Here is a 19,766-nt window from a genome sequence, read left to right on the forward strand (position 1 = left end):
TGTTCCCGCTTAGGACGCTTGTGAAGTTAGCCGGCGCCCAATCACATCCATCAAGTCACACCCATCCCGCAATGGGATAGCCATCAGTTGTGCGAAGTCGTGAAGTACCACGGCGTCGCTGCTGATCTCCTCTCGAAAAGCGAGGTTCTCCAACAGCTGTGTCACCGCGCGAATGCGAAAGGCGGCGGCTTCATAGAGCACATCGAGAGGGGCTTGGGTGTCGATGATTAACGCGGGGATGGTGCAGTCGTGGCCGGTTAAGGGCATGTAACGATTCATAGTGAAACTCCGTGGTCTATAGGGAGCTTCCACTCGATTGTCGCCAAACAATAGGGTGGCAGCTGTACGCAGGTTGGCGAACCGGAAACCACGGAACCGGCAGACCCGAAGGTCTCCCGCGCACAGCTACCATAGACGCAGCTTTGCGGGTACAAGAATGCCTGCCAAGAAAGCAGGCATTTTTGAACGTGGATTCAGGTCGCCAAACCTGATCGCCATGGGGGCGACGGGCGGACTATAAACGTCATTGAGTCAATGGTGCAAGGCGCAGGATGGCTTGGTTACAGCATTCAGGCGGGAGAGTGGGTTGAATGGTTTTGGGGCTGCTGCGCACCCCAGCGGGAGCAAGCTCCCTCGCCACAGGAGGGCTGTGGCGACTGGGATTTAGGGTGTGTGCAGGCCTAAATGTGGGAGCGGGCTTGCTCGCGAAAGCGGTGGTTCAGTATCAGATGTCCTGACTGACACACCGCCTTCGCGAGCAAGCCCGCTCCAACATTTTGTTGCTGTGTTGGTGAAATCGGGGCCGGTCAGCTGTCCTAACGACCCATCAATCGCCTGCTCAAACAGTGCCCAACTCGAGTGGGCATTGGCTTTTGGGCTGATCGCGAAACCATCTAAAAAACTGTCATTCTTCACAGTTTTTTAACCGGCTCGTAACACCTACCTTACTTCTGTGGCACATCAACGGATAACAGAAAATACCGGGTATTTCCTGTTCTTTAATGACTGACAAGGAAAGGGTGATTTTATGGCCGGGCCGGATGTTTATTTTGATATCACTATCGCCGACAAACCCGCAGGTCGAATCGTCATGCGGCTCTATGACGACATTGTCCCGAAAACCACCAGAAATTTTCGCGAACTTTGTACAGGCGTAAATGGGTTTGGGTACGCAAAGTCCATATTTCACCGGGTCATTCCGAACTTTATGTTGCAAGGCGGAGATTTCACCAGACATAACGGCACAGGCGGCAAGTCTATCTATGGAGAAAAATTTGCTGACGAAAACTTTTATAAGAAACATGACAAGCCAGGTTTGTTGAGCATGGCTAACGCAGGTCCGAACACCAACGGTAGCCAGTTTTTTATCACCACAGTTATCACCAGTTGGCTGGACGGTAAACACGTCGTGTTCGGTGAAGTCGTCGAAGGTATGGATTTGGTGAAGGCGATTGAGCAGTTAGGGTTGGATAGCGGTGCACCCAAGAGCAGGATCACGATTTCAAGCAGCGGCGAAGTCTAATAACAACAACGCGCGGCCGTGGATCGTCTTGGGGCTGCTGTGCAGTCCAACGCGGGGCAAGCCCGTTCCCCACGAGGGGGGCGATGACGACTGGGGCTTCGAGCGTTCGCAGGTCAAAAATGTGGGAGCGGGCTTGCTCGCGAAAGCGGTGTGTCAGTCGACAGAGATATCGACTGAACCACCGCCTTCGCGAGCAAGCCCGCTCCCACATGTTGGATTTGCTGTGTTGGTGAAATCGGGGCCGGTCAGCTGCCGTAACGCTTGCTGGCCTCAATCGCCAAACCGCTGCCGATACTGCCGAAGATATTGCCTTCCACGTGCCGCGCATTCGGCAACATCGCCGAAATGCTGTGGCGCAGTGCCGGAATGCCGCTGGAACCCCCGGTAAAGAACACCGTGTCCACTTGCGCCACACTGACCGACGCATCGGTCAGCAGCTGCGTGACACTGTTGCGCACGCGCTCGAGCAAGCCATCGATGGCCGACTCGAACAGCGCGCGGCTCAGTTCCACGCTCAACCCCGGCTCAACCCGGTCGAGCAGCACGTGGCGGCTGTCCTCGTGGGTCAGCTGGATCTTGGTTTCTTCCACTTCCATGGCCAGCCAGTGCCCGGCGCGCTGTTCGATCAGCTTGAACAGGCGGTCGATGCCGCCGGTGTCTTCGATGTCGTAGCGCATGCTGCCCAGGGCCAGCTGCGATTTTTGCGAGTACACCGAGTTGATGGTGTGCCAGGTGGCCAGGTTCATGTGGTGGCTGGTGGGCATGTAGGCGCCGCTTTTCATGCGGCTGCCGTAGCCGAACAGCGGCATCATGCCTTGCAGGCTGAGCTGTTTGTCGAAGTCGGTACCGCCGATGTGCACGCCGCCGGTGGCAAGGATGTCGTCGTGACGGTTGTCATTGTGACGGCGATCCGGTGACAGGCGCACCAGCGAGAAGTCGGACGTACCACCGCCGATGTCGACGATCAGTACCAACTCTTCCTTCTCAATGGTGGACTCGTAGTCGAACGCTGCTGCAATCGGTTCGTACTGGAAGGAAATGTCCTTGAAACCGATTTTGCGGGCGACATCGACCAGGGTGTTTTCCGCCTCCTGGTCAGCCATCGGGTCGTCATCGACGAAAAACACCGGGCGGCCCAGTACCACTTCTTCGAATTCACGGCCGGCGTTGGCTTCGGCGCGGCTCTTGAGCTGGCCGATAAACAGCGCCAGCAGGTCGGTGAACGGCATTGCCGTGCCGAGTACGCTGGTGTCGTGCTTGATCAGCTTGGAACCCAGCAGGCTCTTGAGCGAGCGCATCAGCCGGCCTTCGTAGTTTTCCAGGTACTCGTGCAGGGCCAGGCGACCGTACACCGGGCGGCGCTCCTCGAAGTTGAAGAACACCACCGACGGCAACGTGATCTTGTCGTCCTCCAGCGCAATAAGCGTTTCCATGCCGGGGCGGATCCAGCCGACGGTGGAGTTGGACGTGCCGAAGTCGATACCGCAGGCACGGGCTGGGGATGGGTTTTTCATGTCTATCGGGTTCCGGTTGAAAAACGGCCGCGCAGTGTATGCCAGTCGGGCACGGATGCGTAGGCCGACCATCCGTTAAATCGTGCTTGAAAGTGCGGGATTTGCCCCCACATCTGTTGCATACGGCTAGCGCCGATAACACTTTGACGCACCCCCAGGCCACATCACTCAACAGGTGCAATGCAGCGCACGTTGTGCCCCGGGCTGTGCGATCTCGATTAAGGATGGTGAACCGCCGATGGATTTCAAAGACTACTACAAGATTCTGGGTGTCGAGCCGAGCGCCGATGACAAGGAAATCAAGGCCGCCTATCGCAAGCTCGCACGCAAATATCACCCGGACGTGAGCAAGGAAAAAGACGCCGAAGAGAAATTCAAGGACGCGTCCGAAGCCTATGAAGCGCTTAAAAGCGCCGATAAGCGCGCGGAATACGACGAACTGCGCAAATATGGCCAACATGGCCAGCCGTTCCAGGGGCCGCCGGGCTGGCAGAGCCGTGGCGGCTTTGGCGGCGGCCAGGACGCGGGCGACTTTTCGGACTTCTTCAGTTCGATCTTCGGCTCGCGCGGCGACGCGTTTGGCGGCGGTCAGCGCCGTCCAACCGGGCGCAAGGGCCAGGACGTGGAAATGCAGCTGTCGGTATTCCTTGAAGAGACGCTGTCCACCGAGTCCAAGCAGATCAGCTTCCAGGTGCCGCAATACGACGCCTCGGGTCGTCACGTCAGCAACACCACCAAAAGCCTGAACGTGAAAATCCCCGCCGGCGTGGCCGACGGCGAGCGCATCCGCCTCAAGGGCCAGGGTGCGCCGGGCATTGGCGGTGGCGCCAATGGCGATCTGTACCTGATCATCAAGTTTGCGCCGCACCCACGGTTTGAAGTGGACGGTGAAAACCTGATCATCAACCTGCCCCTGGCGCCATGGGAATTGGCCTTGGGCGCAGAAGTGGCCGTGCCGACCCTCACCGGCAAGATCAACCTCAAGGTGCCGGCCGGCAGCCAGAACGGCCAACGCATGCGCGCCAAAGGTCATGGCCTGCTGAACAAGGCCGGGCAGCGCGGTTACCTGTTCGTGCAGCTCAAGGCCGTGATGCCGAAAACCAGCGACGATGAGGTCAAGGCGTTGTGGCAGGAACTGGCGAAAAAAGCCGCGTTCGATCCGCGAGAAAACTGGAACAGCTGACGCCAGGACCCTTGCGTCCAGGCGCCGAGCACTGCAGGGGCAGCACTGCATAGATAGGCCCAGCCAATGGCGGGTGGTGAATAAGCTCCAGCGCTTTATCACCTCCCAAGGGAACCCGCCATGGACCTTCACATCACCCTTCCCCCGGCGCTCGCGCTGCCGGGGGACCAAGGGCAGCATTACGCGTTTCTGTCCTCTGTCATCCCGCCGTATCTGGTGCAGGCGTCTACGCAAAACCGTTCTGGCTTGCGCGGCGTCAAACCCCTTGTAGCGCCCTGGTATGCGCAAGCGACACCGGCGCAAAAAGACGCCCTCAAAACCGTGCTGGACGCCACCTGGCAGTCAACCAACGCCTGGGAAAAGCTCCAGGGCAAGGTCCAGACGCTCGTTGCGTTTGCCCGGCCGTTGCTGGAAACCGCGTTGAAACAAGCGGGGCATGAACTGGACGTAGAGCAGACCTTTGTGCGCCTCTATAGCCCGGTCCAGGATACGTTCGGCAGAGCGACCGGGGGTTTCGTGCCCAAGACCTTCTCCCTGCTGCAGGCGGCCCTAAACAATTTCGAGGCGCCTGAAACAGCCATCGGTTATTTCAACAGCGCGTCCGGCTTTATCACTCAACCCGATGAGCGCGGCCATTTCGAGCGGCACCCCACGCGCATGAGGCTTGAAGCGTTTGCCCGGCTGTGTCGCGACCTCGATCTGGGCGGCCAGTACCAGGCCTACCTGCAGTCGCATTTGCGTTCTGATGACGTGGTGTCCCAGGCCGTCTTGCGCCAGCGCTATCTCACCGCCCAAAAAGATGCGTTCAGCGCCGCAGCCCATCTGGCGCTGCTCAAGGGCGACATTGGCGACAGCGATTTCGCCTTGCTGATGCGCGTGGCCAGCGGCGAGAAAAACATCCGGGTCGGCGACAAACAGCTCTGGTATCGCACGCCAACCGTGATGAACCTGCGTTTGCAGGGCTGCGTGTTGATCGAGCCGTGCGTCAAATACCGCTACAGCACCTGGTTTATCGCCTGGTTCCCCAACGACCCGCAGCACCCGATCAAACGCTACGAAACGTCTTCGACGTTTGTGCAGGCCATGACCGACCGATTGACTCAGGGGGCAGCCCGGGCCGACCGTTCGCAGCCATGGTCGCCCAACGACTTCCAACTGTTTTTCAGCCGCTTCGTGGCGCAAAAAGATCGACCTTATTATTTTCATCGGCTGACCGAACTGGTCGTCGACGCGCCGCTGCAGTCGCAGGCTGCCCAGTGGCTGCGCTCCGAGCAAGGGCGCTTCTGGTCGGGTGTGCTGGCGCCCGAGACGCGCTGGGCGAGCTCAAGCCTGGGCGACCCGGCGCACACCTCGCGCGTGCCGGTCAGCGGGCCGAATCTGCACATCAATGGCGTAGCGTTCAAACAGATCTGGGAAGAGGTCGAGCTGTGGGAGGAGCTGTATGAAGGCATGCTGCTGCGCCTGTTCGACGATGCTAAAACACAGGCCATCCCGACAGCCGAAGCGGATGCGCGCGACCGCTCCAGGCGCCTGTCGCACTACCTGAACCTGGGGCTGTTGGTGGTCAATGTGGTCTCGATGGCAGTGCCGCCGCTGGGTTACGCCATGCTCGCGGTGACGGCCGGGCAGTTGCTGTACGAGACCTTCGAGGGTGTTTTCGACATGGCGCAAGGGGACCGTGAAGCTGGCTGGTCACACCTCAACGATGTCGTGGAAAACCTGGCGATGCTGGCCGCCGGTGGCGTGGCGTTTCACTTCACGGTGTCGCCGTTTATCGAACAGCTTAAAAGCGTGCGGCTGCCCGGCGGGAAAACCCGTTTATGGAAGCCCGACATCCAGCCCTATGTGGCGGACATTGCCTTGGCGCCTGAGTCTGTCGCCTCTGAGGAGGGCGTATATCGACGTGCCAATCAGCACGTGCTGAACCTGGAAGGCAGGACGTTTGTGCTCAAGCGCGAGCCGTATCCCGGTAAAAGTCGCCTCCAGCATCCTGGCCGGCTGGAGGCTTATCAGCCTGAGGTGCGCCATAACGGTGCCGGTGGCTGGGTGCATGAGGCGGAGTATCCGCTGGGCTGGGAGCAGCCGCGTCTGATGCGGCGCCTCGGGCCGTTTCTGGATGGCTTGAGCGACGCCCAGCTTGAGCAGATTCGGCGGGTCAGTGACGTTGACGAAAGCGTGTTGCGCCGCTTGCATGTCGAAAGTGAACCGGTGCCTGCGGTGTTGATCGACACCGCGCGGCAGTTTCGTGCGTACGCCGATGCGGTGAGTGTGAGTGAGCAAATCGACCGTGGGCGTTTATCGAGCCGTTTGGCCAGCTATGCGGCGGCGCTGATGGTGCACCTGCCAGGTTGGCCGCGTGCCTGGGCGATTGAGGGGTTCAGGGGCGAGGGCGGCGACGCGGTGCTTTATGGCGATGGGATTACGCCGGTTCAGAAGGTGATCCGGATGAGCCTTCCGGACCTGATGGCGGGCAAGCTCCCCGAGCGGGTGGCGCGTGCGCTCAGTGATGAGCATGCCCGCGAGCTGCTCGGGCAACACGCGCCCCACGACCCGTTGCAGCGTGCGACGTTGCTGCAGAACCGGCTGGCGCAGCACGCCCGGCAGTATCGATCCACGCTGTTCCAAAGCTTCTATGCCGACCAGCAACCGCCCACCGAAAAGGCTGTGCAGCTGTTGCAGCGCGACTTCAAAGGGGTGCCCGCGATCATGGCCCGCGAGCTGCTGGCGCGGGCGCGGCCCAGTCAGGTGAGCGCGCTTGAAACCCGCGGCAAAGTGCCTTTGGCGTTGGCCACGCAGGCGCATCAACTGCAACGCCAGATGCGTTTGGTTCGCGCCTATGCAGGCCTTTACCTGGATGCCCTGGCCAACCCGGACACCGAGGCGCTGGTGCTCAATACCCTGGAAACCCTGCCGGGCTGGCAAGACGACTTGCGCCTGGAGGTGCGTGCCGAGGGGTTCAATGGCGCGTTGCGGGCCAGCTATGGGCCCGTCAATGCCTCCCACCGCAAAGTGATCGTGCAGGTAGCGGACGGGCAGTACCAGGCCTTCGACGAGGAGGCCAACGCCTTGCATGGCATCAACAGTTTCTACGACTCGTTGCAGCACGCGCTGACTGACGCGCACCGGACGTCGTTGGGCCTGCCTCATGTTGGGCAAGGGCTGGCGCTAAAAGCGTTGATTCAACGGTATGCGCTGCCCCGTCAGCAATTGCTCAAGGTACTGGGGATGCAGCCCGACAGCCGGCCATTTTTTGTCCCGGCGCGGCGACTGCCGGACGGCCGCCGCGGGTATCCGCTGAGCGGCAGAGGGCAAGGCACCTGGGGGCAGATTATTGAGGAGCGTGTGCGTGCATTGTTCCCGGACATCAGCACCGAAGAACTGACGCAATTGCGCGCAGACAACGACCCCTTCAATGACCAGTGGCTCAAGAACCTGGAAGGTGAATACAAGACCCTGGATCACACCTTGCAAACCTGGCTGAGCGCGCCTATCGAAGGTGTCGGTGAATTCGGCAGTGCCGCTTACCGGCGGCAACTGCAGGTGCGCAGCAAAATTGTGCGCGCGCTCAAGGACGCCTGGCGTGGCATCGGGCCCCGGCATATCGATCACTTGGGCAACTACCTGGGCCAGCAGATCGACTTGAGTGGGGTGCGCATTCGCCGCCAGCTCGACAGTTTGCCGGCGTTGACGGCCCGCTTTGGTCACGTCAGTGAATTGAACCTGTCCGAAAGCGATTTTGGCGATGATAACCACCGCTTCCTCACGTACTTCACCGGCGTGTCCAGCCTCAATCTGGAGAATTGCCGGTTGACCCGCCTGCCCGCGCCGCTGTCGCGGATGCCGCGCCTGGGGGTATTGAGCCTCTCGGAAAACCACATCGTGCTGGACGCGCACGGCGTGGCGCAGTTACGTGCACTGCGAAGCCTGTGGATGCTCGAACTCGAAGGCAACCCGCTGGGGTTGGCGCCGGATGTCAGCCAAATGCCCAACCTGCAGATGCTGTTGCTGAGCAATACCGGGCTGGACCGTTGGCCCACCGGCCTGTTCGGGCGGGTCAGGCCGCGTGGGTTCTATCTGAACATGACTGCCAATCGGTTGAGCCGTATACCCGATGTGGCACCCGGCTCTGACCGCGCGGCGCTGATTGCCCGCACGGTGGTAGACCGCAACCTGTTGAGCCCCGACGTGCTCGCCAGGCTCAAGCTGTATATCGAATCGATTGGCCTGGACCCCGAACGTCGGTTTCCGCCACGGGGCGCGCAAGACAGTATCCACTGGAAGGGCGAGCTGACGCCGACGCAGTGGGAAGCCAAGCAACCGCTGTGGGACGCACTGGAGGCGTCGCCGGGCGCCGAGGGTTTTTTTGACGAAATCAGAAAGCTCTCCGAGTCGTCCGACGCGGCCTCCCCGGCCTACAAGCATGAATTGGCGGCTAAAGTCTGGCGCATGCTGGAGGCCGCGTACGCCGATGCCTCTCTGCGCGACAAACTGTTCCAGATGGCCAGTGCGCCCACCACCTGTGTCGATGCCGGTGCGCAACTGTTCAACGCCATGGGGGTTGAAGTGCTCCTGAGCGAAGCTTATTCGGTGCCCAATGAGCAGTTGGTCGGGCTTGAACTGCTGGACCTCGCCAAGGGCAAATCACGCCTGGACGAGCTTGGCCGGATTGCCCATGCCCGCGTAGGCGAATTGCTCAAGAGCGGCCGGCGCTTTGCCCAGTACAACGGCAATGGCGACCCGATTGTTCACCGCGATGCGCAGGGCAGGGTGTTGCGCCCGATTGACGAAGTCGAGATCCACCTGGCGTACGTCACCGGGCTCGCGCAACGCTTGGACCTGCCCTGGCAGTCGCGCAGCATGATGTTCCGCGAGCCGGACGTCACGGCGGCGATGCTGGATGCCGCGTTTGAGCGTGTCACGCGCCTGGAGCAAGGTGACCTGCTCAGGGAAAACCTGCTGGAACAGGATTTCTGGTGCACTTACCTGGAAGGTGCCAACCGCGCGCAGTTCGATGAGTTGAAAGCCAAGGCCGATGCCCTGGACGACTTGCTGGTGGCGCAGCAAACGTGGGCTGCCGACGGCGGTCTGGCCGCGCCGCACAAACTCGCGCTGCGCAAGACCATCGAAGAAGCCGGACGGCGCCTGGGGTTGCCTGCCAGCGAGCTGAGCCCGGGGCAGGTGATGTCGGATGAGGTGTACTTCGCGCAGTTGAGCGCAATGGGCGTGGCGCGCAAAAACCTGCTGCGTCAGCTCAGCGACCAGGCCTTGGGCAGAACCCCATGACCTGGCCGCCGAGGCGTCAGAACAGGAAGTAACGCTGCGCCATCGGCAGCACGTCGGCCGGCTCGCACCACAGCAGTACACCGTCGGCCTTGACCTGGTAGGTCTGTGGGTCCACTTCGATAGCCGGCAGGTAGTCGTTGTGGATCAGGTCGGTTTTCTGCACGTCGCGACACCCCTTGACCACCGCAATCTGCTTTTTCAGGCCCAGAGCTTCGGGCAATCCGGCTGCCTGCGCCGCCTGGCTGATAAAGGTCAGGCTGGTGGCATGCAACGAACTGCCGAAGCTGGCGAACATGGGGCGGTAGTGCACCGGCTGCGGCGTGGGAATCGACGCATTGGCGTCGCCCATCAGGCTTGAGGCAATCGCGCCGCCTTTGAGAATCAGGGTCGGTTTGATGCCAAAAAATGCGGGGCGCCACAGCACCAGGTCGGCCCACTTGCCGACTTCGATAGAGCCGACGATATGGCTGATGCCGTGGGTGATCGCCGGGTTGATGGTGTACTTGGCGATGTAGCGCTTGGCGCGGAAGTTGTCGTTGCCTTCGCCGTCACCCGGCAACGGACCGCGCTGTTTTTTCATTTTGTCGGCCGTCTGCCAGGTGCGCGTGATGACTTCACCGACGCGGCCCATGGCCTGGCTGTCAGAGCTGATCATCGAGAACGCGCCGAGGTCGTGCAGGATGTCTTCGGCGGCGATGGTCTCGCGGCGGATGCGGCTTTCGGCGAAGGCCACGTCTTCGGCAATGCTGGGGTCCAGGTGATGGCAGACCATCAACATGTCCAGGTGCTCGTCGATGGTATTTCGGGTGAACGGCCGGGTCGGGTTGGTGGAGCTGGGCAGCACGTTTGGGAAGCCGCAGGCCTTGATGATGTCTGGCGCGTGGCCGCCTCCTGCGCCTTCGGTGTGGTAGGTGTGAATGGTGCGGCCCTTGAGCGCGGCGAGCGTGGTTTCGACGAAGCCGGATTCATTCAGCGTGTCGCTGTGGATCGCGACCTGCACGTCATACTCATCGGCGACGCTCAGGCAGTTATCAATGCTCGCAGGCGTGGTGCCCCAGTCTTCGTGCAGCTTCAAACCGATGGCGCCGGCCTTGACCTGCTCGATCAAGGGCTGCGGCAAACTGGCATTGCCCTTGCCGGTGAAGCCAATGTTCATCGGGAACGAATCGCTGGCCTGAAGCATGCGCGCCAGGTGCCACGGGCCTGACGTACAGGTGGTGGCATTGGTGCCGGTGGCCGGGCCGGTGCCGCCGCCAATCATGGTGGTGACGCCGCTGGTCAGCGCTTCTTCGATCTGCTGCGGGCAGATGAAATGCACGTGGGAGTCGATGCCGCCGGCAGTGAGGATCATGCCTTCTCCGGCGATCACTTCGGTGCTGGCGCCGATGGCCATGGTTACGCCCGGCTGGATATCCGGGTTGCCGGCTTTGCCGATCGCGTGAATGCGGCCATTCTTCAGGCCGACGTCGGCCTTGACGATGCCCCAGTGGTCAATGATCAGCGCGTTGGTGATCAGCGTGTCCACGACCTCATGGGCGAGCAACTGGCTTTGGCCCTGGCCGTCGCGGATGACTTTTCCGCCGCCGAACTTCACTTCCTCGCCATACACGGTGAAGTCTTTTTCGACTTCGACGAACAGCTCGGTGTCCGCCAGGCGGACCTTGTCACCGACGGTGGGGCCGTACATGTCGGCGTAGGCTTGGCGGCTGATTTTCATGTGTGTGAACCCTGAAAAATTATGTTGAATGTGAGTCCGCTATCGGGGGCAAGCCCCCTCCCACCTTCGGTTTGTGGACGCGGTCAAAATGTGGGAGGGGGCTTGCCCCCGATGAGGCCCTAAAGGTCGCCCATGATCCGTCCGGCAAATCCGAACACCCGCCGCCCGCCGCTCAAATCGACCAGCTCGACCTCACGGCTCTGCCCCGGCTCGAACCGCACCGCCGTCCCGGCCGGAATATTCAGGCGCATGCCACGGCTCGCCGCGCGGTCAAACGTCAGCGCGTCATTGGTTTCAAAAAAATGGTAATGCGAACCCACCTGGATCGGCCGGTCGCCGCTGTTGGCCACGCTGAGGGTGACGGTACGCCGGCCGACATTCAGTTCGATATCGCCAGGCTGGATCTGATATTCACCAGGAATCATGCAGGTTGCCCCAGGGTCTTGAAGTAGATGGCGGTCGGGCTGTAGCGCCCGTCCGGGCTTTGGCAGTAGTCGGGCAATTCACCGATTTTGGTGTAGCGCAGCGACTGGTAAAAGGCTTCGGCACCGGAGCCGGCTTCGGTGTCCAGGTACAGCAGGCCGCGCTTGTGCTGGCGCGCGGCGAGTTCCAGAGCGCTCATCAATTGCTGGCCCAGGCCATGGCGGCGGGCGCTGCTGTGTACCAACAGTTTTTGCACTTCGGCGCGGTTGAGGCCATTGGCTTTCTGGCACAGCGCCAATTGCACGCTGGCGATCACCTGTTCATCGCGCACCACCACCCACAGCAGCAGGCTGGCGTCTTCGATGCTGGCTTGTACGCCCTTCAGATAGTCGCGGGCCTGGGCTTCATCGAAGTCCGCCATGAAGCCCACCGACGCACCATGCTTCACCGCGTCCAGCAACAGCTCGATCAAGCCCAGACGGTAATGGGCAAAACTTTCAGCATTTACTCGACGCAGTTGAGCAGTGTTCATCGATCTCACTCCTTGGGCGGTTCGGCGCCCGGATTCAATGTCAGTTGCATAAAGGTCAGGTCCAGCCAGCGGCCGAACTTGATGCCCACTTGCGGCATGTGCCCGGTGGTGGTGTAACCCAGGCGCTCATGCAGGCGAACAGACGCCTGGTTGCCGCTTTCGATGGCTGCGACCATCACGTGTTTGCCGGCGCTGCGGGCGCGCTCGATCAGCGCTTGCATCAGACGCGGGCCGAGGCCTTTGCCGCGCTGGTCATTGCGCACATACACCGAGTGCTCGACGCTGTAGCGAAAGCCTTCAAAGGGTCGCCAGTCGCCGAACGAGGCGTAGCCGGTGACTTCATCGTTTTCCACCGCCACCAGGATCGGGTACGCCTGGGCCTGACGCGCCGTGAACCAGGCCTGACGGTTGGCCAGGTCGACGGGTTGTTCGTTCCAGATCGCCGTGGTGTTGAGCACCGCGTCGTTGTAGATGTCTCGAATGGCCGGCAGGTCTTGCTCGGTTGCATCACGAATCATGATCGGCTCTCACGCGATAGGCTGGTGGACGGTGACCAGCTTGGTGCCGTCGGGAAAGGTGGCTTCCACCTGGATATCCGGGATCATTTCCGGGATGCCTTCCATCACTTGCTCGCGGCTGAGCAGGGTGGTGCCGTAGTGCATCAAATCGGCGACGGTGCGGCCATCGCGGGCACCTTCCATCAACGCGGCGGAAATGTAGGCGATGGTTTCCGGGTAGTTGAGCTTCACGCCTCGTGCCAGGCGGCGTTCGGCGACCAGGCCTGCGGTGAAGATCAGCAGTTTGTCTTTTTCCCGTGGGGTCAAATCCATGGTTCAAGGTCCTTCATAGACAGCATTCTTAAAAACAACAGAGATCCGAGAGTGGGAGCTGGCTTGCCTGCGATGGCATCACCTCGGTACATCAGCTATACCGAGTTGCCTGCATCGCAGGCAAGCCAGCCCCCACAGGGGACAGGTTCCACTTCAGATCGTCATGTGCTCCAAATTCTTGGTGGAACCGCCTCTCGCCCCAGTACGGTCGGACGCAGCAGTTTCCACAGATCAATCAACCAGCCCCGCGCCAGCAGCGCTTCACTGGCCAAACAGCGGGCCACCAGCAGCCCGGGCAGTTGGGTCAGGTCGCCGCGCACCGCATGGGGCAAGGCGCGGCAGCTTTCCAATAAGTCAGGCTCGATATCGCCAGTGAGCAGCAGTGTGGCGAACACCGGTTGCCCGTCCAGCCCGATGGGCGAGTCGAGCAACCCGTCGGCGCCTACAATGCGCTGGCGCTCATGCCAGAGCAACTGGCCGTCGCGGCGAATATCCAGGTGCGCTTGAAAGTGGCCCAGGTCAAAACGCTCGCCACTGGCTGGCCGGCCGAGAGCGACCACGTCCCAGTAGAACAGCCGGGCATCGCCTTGCAGGTCAATGCGGGTGGTGAGTTCGGCCTGGGCGGCGCTGAACACGATGGTTTCCTGGGGCAGCCACTCCAGCGTGGCGCCCGCTTCCACGGTCAATTCAAGCTGTTGAAAGGCCGGGCCGCTGGCGCGGTACCACTTGGCTGCGCCGGGGCTGGTCAATTGCGCCCAGGCACCGGCGCCAACATGGGCGCGGATGTCCAGGCGATCACCGCCGGCAATCCCGCCGGGCGGGTGCACGATGATGTGCTGGCACACCTGGGGACCTTCGGCGTACAGGTGCTTTTGCACGCGCAGCGGGCCGAGGTGGCGGCGCATCACCGGGCGCGTGGTGTCGCCGAAACGCGCGTAGCCGAGGTCCAGCTCGGCATGCCAGCTGGGGGTGAACAGGGCAGGGGAAACGGGCAGGTTCATGGTTGAGTGCTTATCGTCAGGACGCTACAGATTAGATGGTAACCAGCCCGCGTACACCCTCACTTTCCATATTTTCACCGCGGCCTTGCTGGACGATTTCGCCGCGTGACATCACCAGGTATTGGTCCGCCAGCTCGGCGGCGAAGTCATAGAACTGCTCCACCAGCAGGATCGCCATATCGCCGCGTGCGGCGAGCTTCTTGATCACCATGCCGATTTCCTTGATCACCGACGGCTGGATGCCTTCGGTGGGCTCATCGAGGATCAACAGGCGCGGGCGGCTGGCCAGGGCGCGGCCAATCGCCAACTGTTGCTGTTGGCCGCCGGACAAGTCACCGCCGCGCCGGTGTTTCATTTGCAGCAGTACCGGGAACAATTCATAGATAAACGCCGGCACTTGCTTGGCCTCAGAACCCGGAAAGCGCGACAGGCCCATCAACAGGTTCTCTTCCACCGTCAGCCGCGCAAAAATCTCCCGGCCCTGTGGCACGTAGGCGATGCCAGCGTGCACGCGCTGATGCGGCTTGAGCCCGGTAATGGCTTTGCCTTCCCAGTTCACGGCGCCCTCTTTGGCCGGCAGCAAACCCATCAGGCACTTGAGCAGGGTGGTTTTGCCCACACCGTTACGGCCGAGCAGGCAGGTGACCTCGCCGATCTTCACGTCAAAAGACAGCCCGCGCAGGATATGGCTACCGCCGTAGTACTGATGCAGCTTGTCGACTTGCAGCATGTTCAAATTCTCCTCAAATCCCTGGTAGGAACCGGATCAACTGTGGGCGCTGGCGTGCCTGCGATGCAGGCAACTCGATATGCCTGATGGACCGAGTGATGCCATCGCAGGCAAGCCAGCTCCCACATCTGCATCGGTTCTTACAGTAAGCAGCCCGCATCTTGGGTTAGCGACCGAGGTAAACCTCGATCACTCGCTCATTTTCCTGCACGTGTTCCAGCGACCCTTCGGCCAGCACGCTGCCCTGGTGCAACACCGTCACGTGGTCGGCAATCGAGCCGACAAAGCCCATGTCGTGCTCCACCACCATCAGCGAATGTTTGCCTGCCAGGCGCTTGAACAGTTCGGCGGTGAATTCGGTTTCGGCGTCGGTCATGCCCGCCACGGGTTCGTCCAGCAGCAATAGCTGCGGGTCTTGCACGAGCAGCATGCCGATTTCCAGGAACTGCTTTTGCCCGTGTGACAGCAAGCCCGCCGGGCGCTGCGCCGAGGCGCTCAGGCGCAGGGTGTCGAGCACTTCATCGATGCGGTCTTTTTGCTCGCCGCTCAAGCGTGCGCGCAGGCTGGCCCACACGGATTTGTCGGTTTTCTGCGCCAGCTCCAGGTTTTCGAACACGCTGAGGGCTTCGAACACGGTGGGTTTCTGGAACTTGCGGCCGATGCCGGCCTGGGCGATCTGCACCTCGCTCATGCTTGTCAGGTCGAGGGTTTCGCCGAACCAGGCCTTGCCGTGGCTGGGGCGGGTCTTGCCGGTGATCACGTCCATCAGCGTGGTCTTGCCCGCGCCGTTGGGGCCGATGATGCAGCGCAATTCGCCGACGCCGATGTAGAGGTTCAAGTCGTTGAGCGCCTTGAAACCGTCGAAGCTGACGCTGATGTCTTCCAGGGTCAGGATTGTGCCGTGGCGGGTATTGAGGCCCTTGCCGGCGGCCTGGCCGAGGCCGATCGCATCGCGGCTACTGCCCGCGTCTTTGTTTGGCTCAAGAATGGGTTCGAGCATAAATTCCGCCGTCGCTGTGACTCTCATTGTTCACCCCGTTTCTTCAACAGGCCGATCACGCCCTTGGGCAAATACAAGGTGACGAGGATGAACAGCGCCCCCAGAAAGAACAGCCAGTATTCCGGGAAGGCCACGGTGAACCAGCTCTTCATGCCGTTCACCACACCGGCGCCGAGCAATGGCCCGATCAGCGTGCCACGCCCGCCCAAGGCCACCCACACGGCGGCTTCAATGGAGTTGGTCGGCGACATTTCGCTGGGGTTGATGATGCCCACTTGCGGCACATACAACGCGCCCGCCAGGCCACACAATACCGCGCTCAACACCCACACAAACAGCTTGAAGCCACGCGGGTCATAGCCGCAGAACATCAAGCGGTTCTCGGCATCGCGCAGGGCGGTGAGCACGCGGCCGAACTTGCTCTGCGCCAGGCGCCAGCCGGTGTAGAGGCTGGCGACCAGCAACACGACCGTGGCAAAAAACAGCACCGCCCGCGTGCCCGGTTCGGTAATCCCAAAGCCCAGAATGCTGCGGAAATTGGTGAAGCCGTTATTGCCACCAAACCCGGTCTCGTTGCGAAAAAACAGCAGCATCCCGGCAAAGGTCAAAGCCTGGGTCATGATCGAGAAATACACGCCCTTGATCCGCGAGCGGAAGGCGAAGAAGCCAAACACCAGCGCCAGCAACCCCGGCGCCAATACCACCAGGCACATCGCCCAGAGGAAGTGCTCGGTGCCAACCCAATACCAGGGCAGTTCGGTCCACGACAAAAAGGTCATGAACGCCGGCAGCTCATCGCCGGAGGCCTGGCGCATCAGGTACATGCCCATCGCATAACCGCCGAGGGCAAAGAACAAACCGTGGCCGAGGGACAGCATGCCCGCATAGCCCCACACCAGGTCCAGGGCCAGGGCGACGATGGCGTAGCAAAGGATCTTGCCCACCAGCGTGAGGGTGTAGGCCGACACGTGCAGCGGGTTTTCCGGCGCCAGCAGCGAACACAAAGGCAACGCCAGCAGCAGGATCAGGATCACCGCGCCGACGGCTATTGTCAGCGTGGGGCCGGCCTTTCGCGTGGCCGTAAGCATCAATGGCTGGTTCATCAGTCGATCACCCGTCCTTTCAGTGCGAAGAGTCCTTGCGGGCGTTTCTGGATAAACAGAATGATCAGCGCGAGGATCAGGATCTTGCCGAGCACGGCGCCGATCTGCGGTTCGAGAATCTTGTTGGCGATGCCCAGCCCGAAGGCGGCCATCACGCTACCGGCCAACTGGCCGACACCGCCGAGCACCACCACCAGGAACGAGTCAATGATGTAGCTCTGGCCCAGGTCCGGACCGACGTTGCCAACCTGGCTCAGGGCCACGCCACCCAGGCCGGCGATGCCGGAGCCCAGGCCAAAGGCGAGCATGTCCACACGCCCGGTGGGCACGCCGCAGCAGGCGGCCATGTTGCGGTTCTGGGTGACGGCACGCACGTTGAGGCCCAGGCGCGTCTTGTTCAGCAGCAGCCAGGTCAGCACCACCACGCACAGCGCGAAGGCAATGATCACGATGCGGTTGTACGGCAGCACCAGGTTGGGCAGCACTTGAATGCCACCCGACAGCCACTGCGGGTTGGAGACTTCGACGTTCTGTGCACCGAACACCAGGCGCACCAACTGGATCAGCATCAAACTGATGCCCCAGGTGGCGAGCAGGGTTTCCAGCGGACGGCCGTAGAGGTGACGAATCACGGTGCGTTCCAGGGCCATGCCGATGGCGGCGGTGACAAAAAACGCCACCGGCAACGCGATCAATGGGTAGAACTCGATGGCCGCTGGCACGTAGCGCTGCATCATCAGTTGCACCACGTAAGTCGAATAAGCGCCGAGCATCAGCATCTCGCCGTGGGCCATGTTGATCACGCCGAGCAGGCCGAAGGTGATCGCCAGGCCCAGGGCCGCAAGCAGCAGAATCGAACCCAGGGACATGCCGCTGAAGGCCTGGCCGAGGATCTCGCCGACCATCAATTTGCGTTTGACCTGCGCCAGGCTGGTCTCGGCGGCGGTATGCACGGCGGCGTCGGTTTCGACCCCCGGCGCGAGCAGGGCTTCGAGGCGCGTGCGCGCCAGCGGGTCGCCGGTGCTGCCGAGCAAGCGCACGGCAGCAAGGCGCACCACGGGGTCGGTATCAACCAATTGCAGGTTGGCCAGGGCCAGGCTGAGGGCGGTGTGCACGTCTTCGTTGGTTTCGGCGGCCACTTGCTGGTCGAGGAATTTGAGCTGCGCAGGCTGCGCGGTTTTTTGCAGGGTTTGCGCGGCGGCCAGGCGCACCTTGGGGTCGGCGGCGAGCAACTGCTGACTGGCCTGCACGTTGTCGATCAAGCCACGCAGGCGGTTGTTCAGGCGCACGGTTTTGGTTTCGCCGTTGAGCGTGATCTGGCCTTGTTGCAGGGCGTCCACCAGCTCGATGCGTGCCGGGTCAGGCTGGGCGGCCCAGTCCTGGAGGAGCTTGGCTTGTTGGGGCGGGTTGGCAGTGAGGAAGTCTTCGGCGTCGCCTGCATATACCGCCAAAGGCAGCAGCAACAAGGCCGTGAGGATGAAACGGTGCAGGGCAGTGGGCATAACAAAATGTCCTGATCATGCGCGGACAGTGTGGGAGGGGGCTTGCCCCCGATGGCTGGGTGTCAGGCACTGCATGTGTTGCCTGATGCACCGCAATCGGGGGCAAGCCCCCTCCCACATTTTTAATCTGCGCTAGGGGCCTTAGTTGCTCTTGACGGCGTAATCCGGCTTCTTGTCATTGCCAGGGATGTACGGGCTCCATGGCTGCGCACGAATCGGCTCCTGGGTCTGCCACACCACCGAGAACTGCCCGTCAGACTGGATCTCGCCGATCATCACCGGCTTGTGCAGGTGGTGGTTGGTTTTATCCATGGTCAGGGTGAAGCCCGACGGCGCGGCAAAGGTCTGCCCGGCCATGGCTTCGCGCACTTTGTCGACGTCGGTGGACTTGGCTTTCTCCACCGCCTGCGCCCACATATGGATACCGACGTACGTGGCCTCCATCGGGTCGTTGGTCACCGCTTTATCCGCGCCCGGCAGGTTGTGGGCCTTGGCGTAAGCCTTCCAGTCGGCGACGAATTTCTTGTTCACCGGGTTCTCCACCGACTGGAAGTAGTTCCAGGCGGCGAGGTTGCCCACCAGTGGCTTGGTGTCGATGCCGCGCAGTTCTTCTTCACCCACGGAGAAGGCCACCACCGGTACGTCGGTGGCTTTCAAACCCTGGTTGGCCAGCTCTTTGTAGAACGGCACGTTGGAGTCGCCATTGACGGTGGAGATCACCGCGGTCTTGCCACCGGCCGAGAACTTTTTGATGTTGGCCACGATGGTCTGGTAATCGGCGTGGCCGAACGGGGTGTAGACCTCTTCGATATCGTTGTCGGCTACGCCTTTGGAGTGCAGGAACGAGCGCAGGATTTTGTTGGTGGTGCGCGGGTACACGTAGTCGGTGCCGAGCAGGAAGAAGCGCTTGGCGCCGCCGCCTTCTTCGCTCATCAGGTATTCCACCGCCGGGATCGCCTGTTGGTTGGGCGCCGCACCGGTATAGAACACGTTCGGCGACATCTCTTCGCCTTCGTATTGCACGGGGTAGAACAGCAAACCGTTGAGTTCTTCGAACACCGGCAGCACGGATTTGCGCGACACCGAGGTCCAGCAGCCGAATACCACGGCGACTTTGTCCTGGGTCAGCAGCTGACGGCCTTTTTCGGCGAACAACGGCCAGTTCGATGCAGGGTCGACCACCACTGGCTCGAGCATCTTGCCGTTCACGCCGCCTTTGGCGTTGATCTCGTCAATGGTCATCAACGCCATGTCTTTGAGCGAGGTCTCGGAGATTGCCATGGTCCCGGACAGCGAGTGCAGGATGCCGACCTTGATGGTCTCGGCGGCCTGCACGGTCCAGGTCAGACCCATGGCGGCAATGGAGGCGGACAGGGTGAAAGCCTTGATCAAACTGCGACGCTTCATGGTGCGATCTCCAGAAACT

At 61.4% G+C, this 19,766-nt stretch carries 16 protein-coding genes; 3 read left to right on the top strand and 13 right to left on the bottom strand.

Annotated features, from left to right (window positions below; genetic code table 11):
* Positions 1–9: 9 nt before the first annotated feature.
* On the bottom strand, positions 10–279 hold the full coding sequence (locus C4J83_RS02865) for a hypothetical protein (protein ID WP_177416143.1): 270 nt from the start codon (positions 277–279) through the stop codon (positions 10–12).
* Between the two features lie 748 nt (positions 280–1,027).
* On the opposite strand from C4J83_RS02865, the gene C4J83_RS02870 reads away from it, so the two are divergent.
* Entirely contained in the window at positions 1,028–1,522 is a 495-nt protein-coding gene (locus tag C4J83_RS02870; RefSeq protein ID WP_119737857.1) for a peptidylprolyl isomerase, read from the top strand.
* A 245-nt stretch (positions 1,523–1,767) separates the two neighbouring features.
* Here C4J83_RS02870 and C4J83_RS02875 read toward each other — a convergent pair whose 3' ends face one another.
* Positions 1,768–3,036 carry an Hsp70 family protein gene (locus C4J83_RS02875; protein WP_012721959.1) on the bottom strand — a complete coding sequence of 423 codons (1,269 nt, stop codon included), beginning with the start codon at positions 3,034–3,036 and terminating at the stop codon, positions 1,768–1,770.
* A gap of 238 nt (positions 3,037–3,274) precedes the next feature.
* Here C4J83_RS02875 and C4J83_RS02880 point away from each other — a divergent pair, with 238 nt between their 5' ends.
* Together C4J83_RS02880 and C4J83_RS02885 are read left to right on the top strand one after the other, a co-directional pair.
* Positions 3,275–4,219 (top strand): DnaJ C-terminal domain-containing protein, encoded by a 945-nt coding sequence (locus C4J83_RS02880; protein WP_106577664.1) that lies wholly within the window; start codon positions 3,275–3,277, stop codon positions 4,217–4,219.
* A 120-nt stretch (positions 4,220–4,339) separates the two neighbouring features.
* Positions 4,340–9,502, top strand: a complete 5,163-nt coding sequence (locus C4J83_RS02885; RefSeq protein WP_124416302.1) for a dermonecrotic toxin domain-containing protein — start codon at positions 4,340–4,342, stop codon at positions 9,500–9,502.
* Positions 9,503–9,518: 16 nt separating this feature from the next.
* Here C4J83_RS02885 and ureC read toward each other — a convergent pair whose 3' ends face one another.
* The 11 genes from ureC to urtA all read right to left on the bottom strand — a co-directional run bounded on the left by ureC (position 9,519) and on the right by urtA (position 19,747).
* Positions 9,519–11,219, bottom strand: a complete 1,701-nt coding sequence (ureC, locus tag C4J83_RS02890) for an urease subunit alpha (RefSeq protein ID WP_106577666.1) — start codon at positions 11,217–11,219, stop codon at positions 9,519–9,521.
* A gap of 119 nt (positions 11,220–11,338) precedes the next feature.
* On the bottom strand, positions 11,339–11,644 hold the full coding sequence (locus tag C4J83_RS02895; RefSeq protein ID WP_049710249.1) for an urease subunit beta: 306 nt from the start codon (positions 11,642–11,644) through the stop codon (positions 11,339–11,341).
* Positions 11,641–12,174, bottom strand: coding sequence for a GNAT family N-acetyltransferase (locus tag C4J83_RS02900; RefSeq protein WP_124416303.1), 534 nt, complete (start codon positions 12,172–12,174; stop codon positions 11,641–11,643). Before C4J83_RS02900 ends, C4J83_RS02895 begins: the two co-directional genes overlap by 4 nt.
* 5 nt (positions 12,175–12,179) lie before the next feature.
* The gene (locus C4J83_RS02905; RefSeq protein ID WP_124416304.1) at positions 12,180–12,692 is read right to left on the bottom strand and encodes a GNAT family N-acetyltransferase; all 513 of its coding nucleotides are present in this window, start codon (positions 12,690–12,692) and stop codon (positions 12,180–12,182) included.
* A gap of 9 nt (positions 12,693–12,701) precedes the next feature.
* Positions 12,702–13,004 (bottom strand): urease subunit gamma, encoded by a 303-nt coding sequence (gene ureA / locus C4J83_RS02910; protein ID WP_003171437.1) that lies wholly within the window; start codon positions 13,002–13,004, stop codon positions 12,702–12,704.
* 161 nt (positions 13,005–13,165) lie between these two features.
* The gene (locus C4J83_RS02915) at positions 13,166–14,005 is read right to left on the bottom strand and encodes an urease accessory protein UreD (protein WP_124416305.1); all 840 of its coding nucleotides are present in this window, start codon (positions 14,003–14,005) and stop codon (positions 13,166–13,168) included.
* A 31-nt stretch (positions 14,006–14,036) separates the two neighbouring features.
* Positions 14,037–14,735 (bottom strand): urea ABC transporter ATP-binding subunit UrtE, encoded by a 699-nt coding sequence (urtE, locus tag C4J83_RS02920; protein WP_106577671.1) that lies wholly within the window; start codon positions 14,733–14,735, stop codon positions 14,037–14,039.
* A 166-nt stretch (positions 14,736–14,901) separates the two neighbouring features.
* Positions 14,902–15,762, bottom strand: coding sequence for an urea ABC transporter ATP-binding protein UrtD (gene urtD / locus C4J83_RS02925; protein WP_124416306.1), 861 nt, complete (start codon positions 15,760–15,762; stop codon positions 14,902–14,904).
* Positions 15,759–16,838, bottom strand: coding sequence for an urea ABC transporter permease subunit UrtC (gene urtC, locus C4J83_RS02930; RefSeq protein WP_119737840.1), 1,080 nt, complete (start codon positions 16,836–16,838; stop codon positions 15,759–15,761). The genes urtD and urtC overlap by 4 nt, the downstream gene beginning before the upstream one ends.
* On the bottom strand, positions 16,838–18,340 hold the full coding sequence (gene urtB, locus C4J83_RS02935) for an urea ABC transporter permease subunit UrtB (RefSeq protein ID WP_124416307.1): 1,503 nt from the start codon (positions 18,338–18,340) through the stop codon (positions 16,838–16,840). Before urtB ends, urtC begins: the two co-directional genes overlap by 1 nt.
* A 141-nt stretch (positions 18,341–18,481) precedes the next feature.
* A complete protein-coding gene (gene urtA, locus C4J83_RS02940; RefSeq protein WP_124416308.1) occupies positions 18,482–19,747 on the bottom strand; it encodes an urea ABC transporter substrate-binding protein in 1,266 nt (421 codons plus the stop codon).
* Between the last annotated feature and the right edge of the window lie 19 nt (positions 19,748–19,766).

It is taken from the genome of Pseudomonas sp. LBUM920, assembly GCF_003852315.1.
Lineage (GTDB): Bacteria > Pseudomonadota > Gammaproteobacteria > Pseudomonadales > Pseudomonadaceae > Aquipseudomonas.

Coding starts and splice junctions, on each gene's coding strand:
- C4J83_RS02865 (WP_177416143.1), bottom strand. CDS start 279: ATGAATCGTTACATGCCCTTAACCGGCCACGACTGCACCATCCCCGCG.
- C4J83_RS02870 (WP_119737857.1), top strand. CDS start 1,028: ATGGCCGGGCCGGATGTTTATTTTGATATCACTATCGCCGACAAACCC.
- C4J83_RS02875 (WP_012721959.1), bottom strand. CDS start 3,036: ATGAAAAACCCATCCCCAGCCCGTGCCTGCGGTATCGACTTCGGCACG.
- C4J83_RS02880 (WP_106577664.1), top strand. CDS start 3,275: ATGGATTTCAAAGACTACTACAAGATTCTGGGTGTCGAGCCGAGCGCC.
- C4J83_RS02885 (WP_124416302.1), top strand. CDS start 4,340: ATGGACCTTCACATCACCCTTCCCCCGGCGCTCGCGCTGCCGGGGGAC.
- ureC (WP_106577666.1), bottom strand. CDS start 11,219: ATGAAAATCAGCCGCCAAGCCTACGCCGACATGTACGGCCCCACCGTC.
- C4J83_RS02895 (WP_049710249.1), bottom strand. CDS start 11,644: ATGATTCCTGGTGAATATCAGATCCAGCCTGGCGATATCGAACTGAAT.
- C4J83_RS02900 (WP_124416303.1), bottom strand. CDS start 12,174: ATGAACACTGCTCAACTGCGTCGAGTAAATGCTGAAAGTTTTGCCCAT.
- C4J83_RS02905 (WP_124416304.1), bottom strand. CDS start 12,692: ATGATTCGTGATGCAACCGAGCAAGACCTGCCGGCCATTCGAGACATC.
- ureA (WP_003171437.1), bottom strand. CDS start 13,004: ATGGATTTGACCCCACGGGAAAAAGACAAACTGCTGATCTTCACCGCA.
- C4J83_RS02915 (WP_124416305.1), bottom strand. CDS start 14,005: ATGAACCTGCCCGTTTCCCCTGCCCTGTTCACCCCCAGCTGGCATGCC.
- urtE (WP_106577671.1), bottom strand. CDS start 14,735: ATGCTGCAAGTCGACAAGCTGCATCAGTACTACGGCGGTAGCCATATC.
- urtD (WP_124416306.1), bottom strand. CDS start 15,762: ATGAGAGTCACAGCGACGGCGGAATTTATGCTCGAACCCATTCTTGAG.
- urtC (WP_119737840.1), bottom strand. CDS start 16,838: ATGAACCAGCCATTGATGCTTACGGCCACGCGAAAGGCCGGCCCCACG.
- urtB (WP_124416307.1), bottom strand. CDS start 18,340: ATGCCCACTGCCCTGCACCGTTTCATCCTCACGGCCTTGTTGCTGCTG.
- urtA (WP_124416308.1), bottom strand. CDS start 19,747: ATGAAGCGTCGCAGTTTGATCAAGGCTTTCACCCTGTCCGCCTCCATT.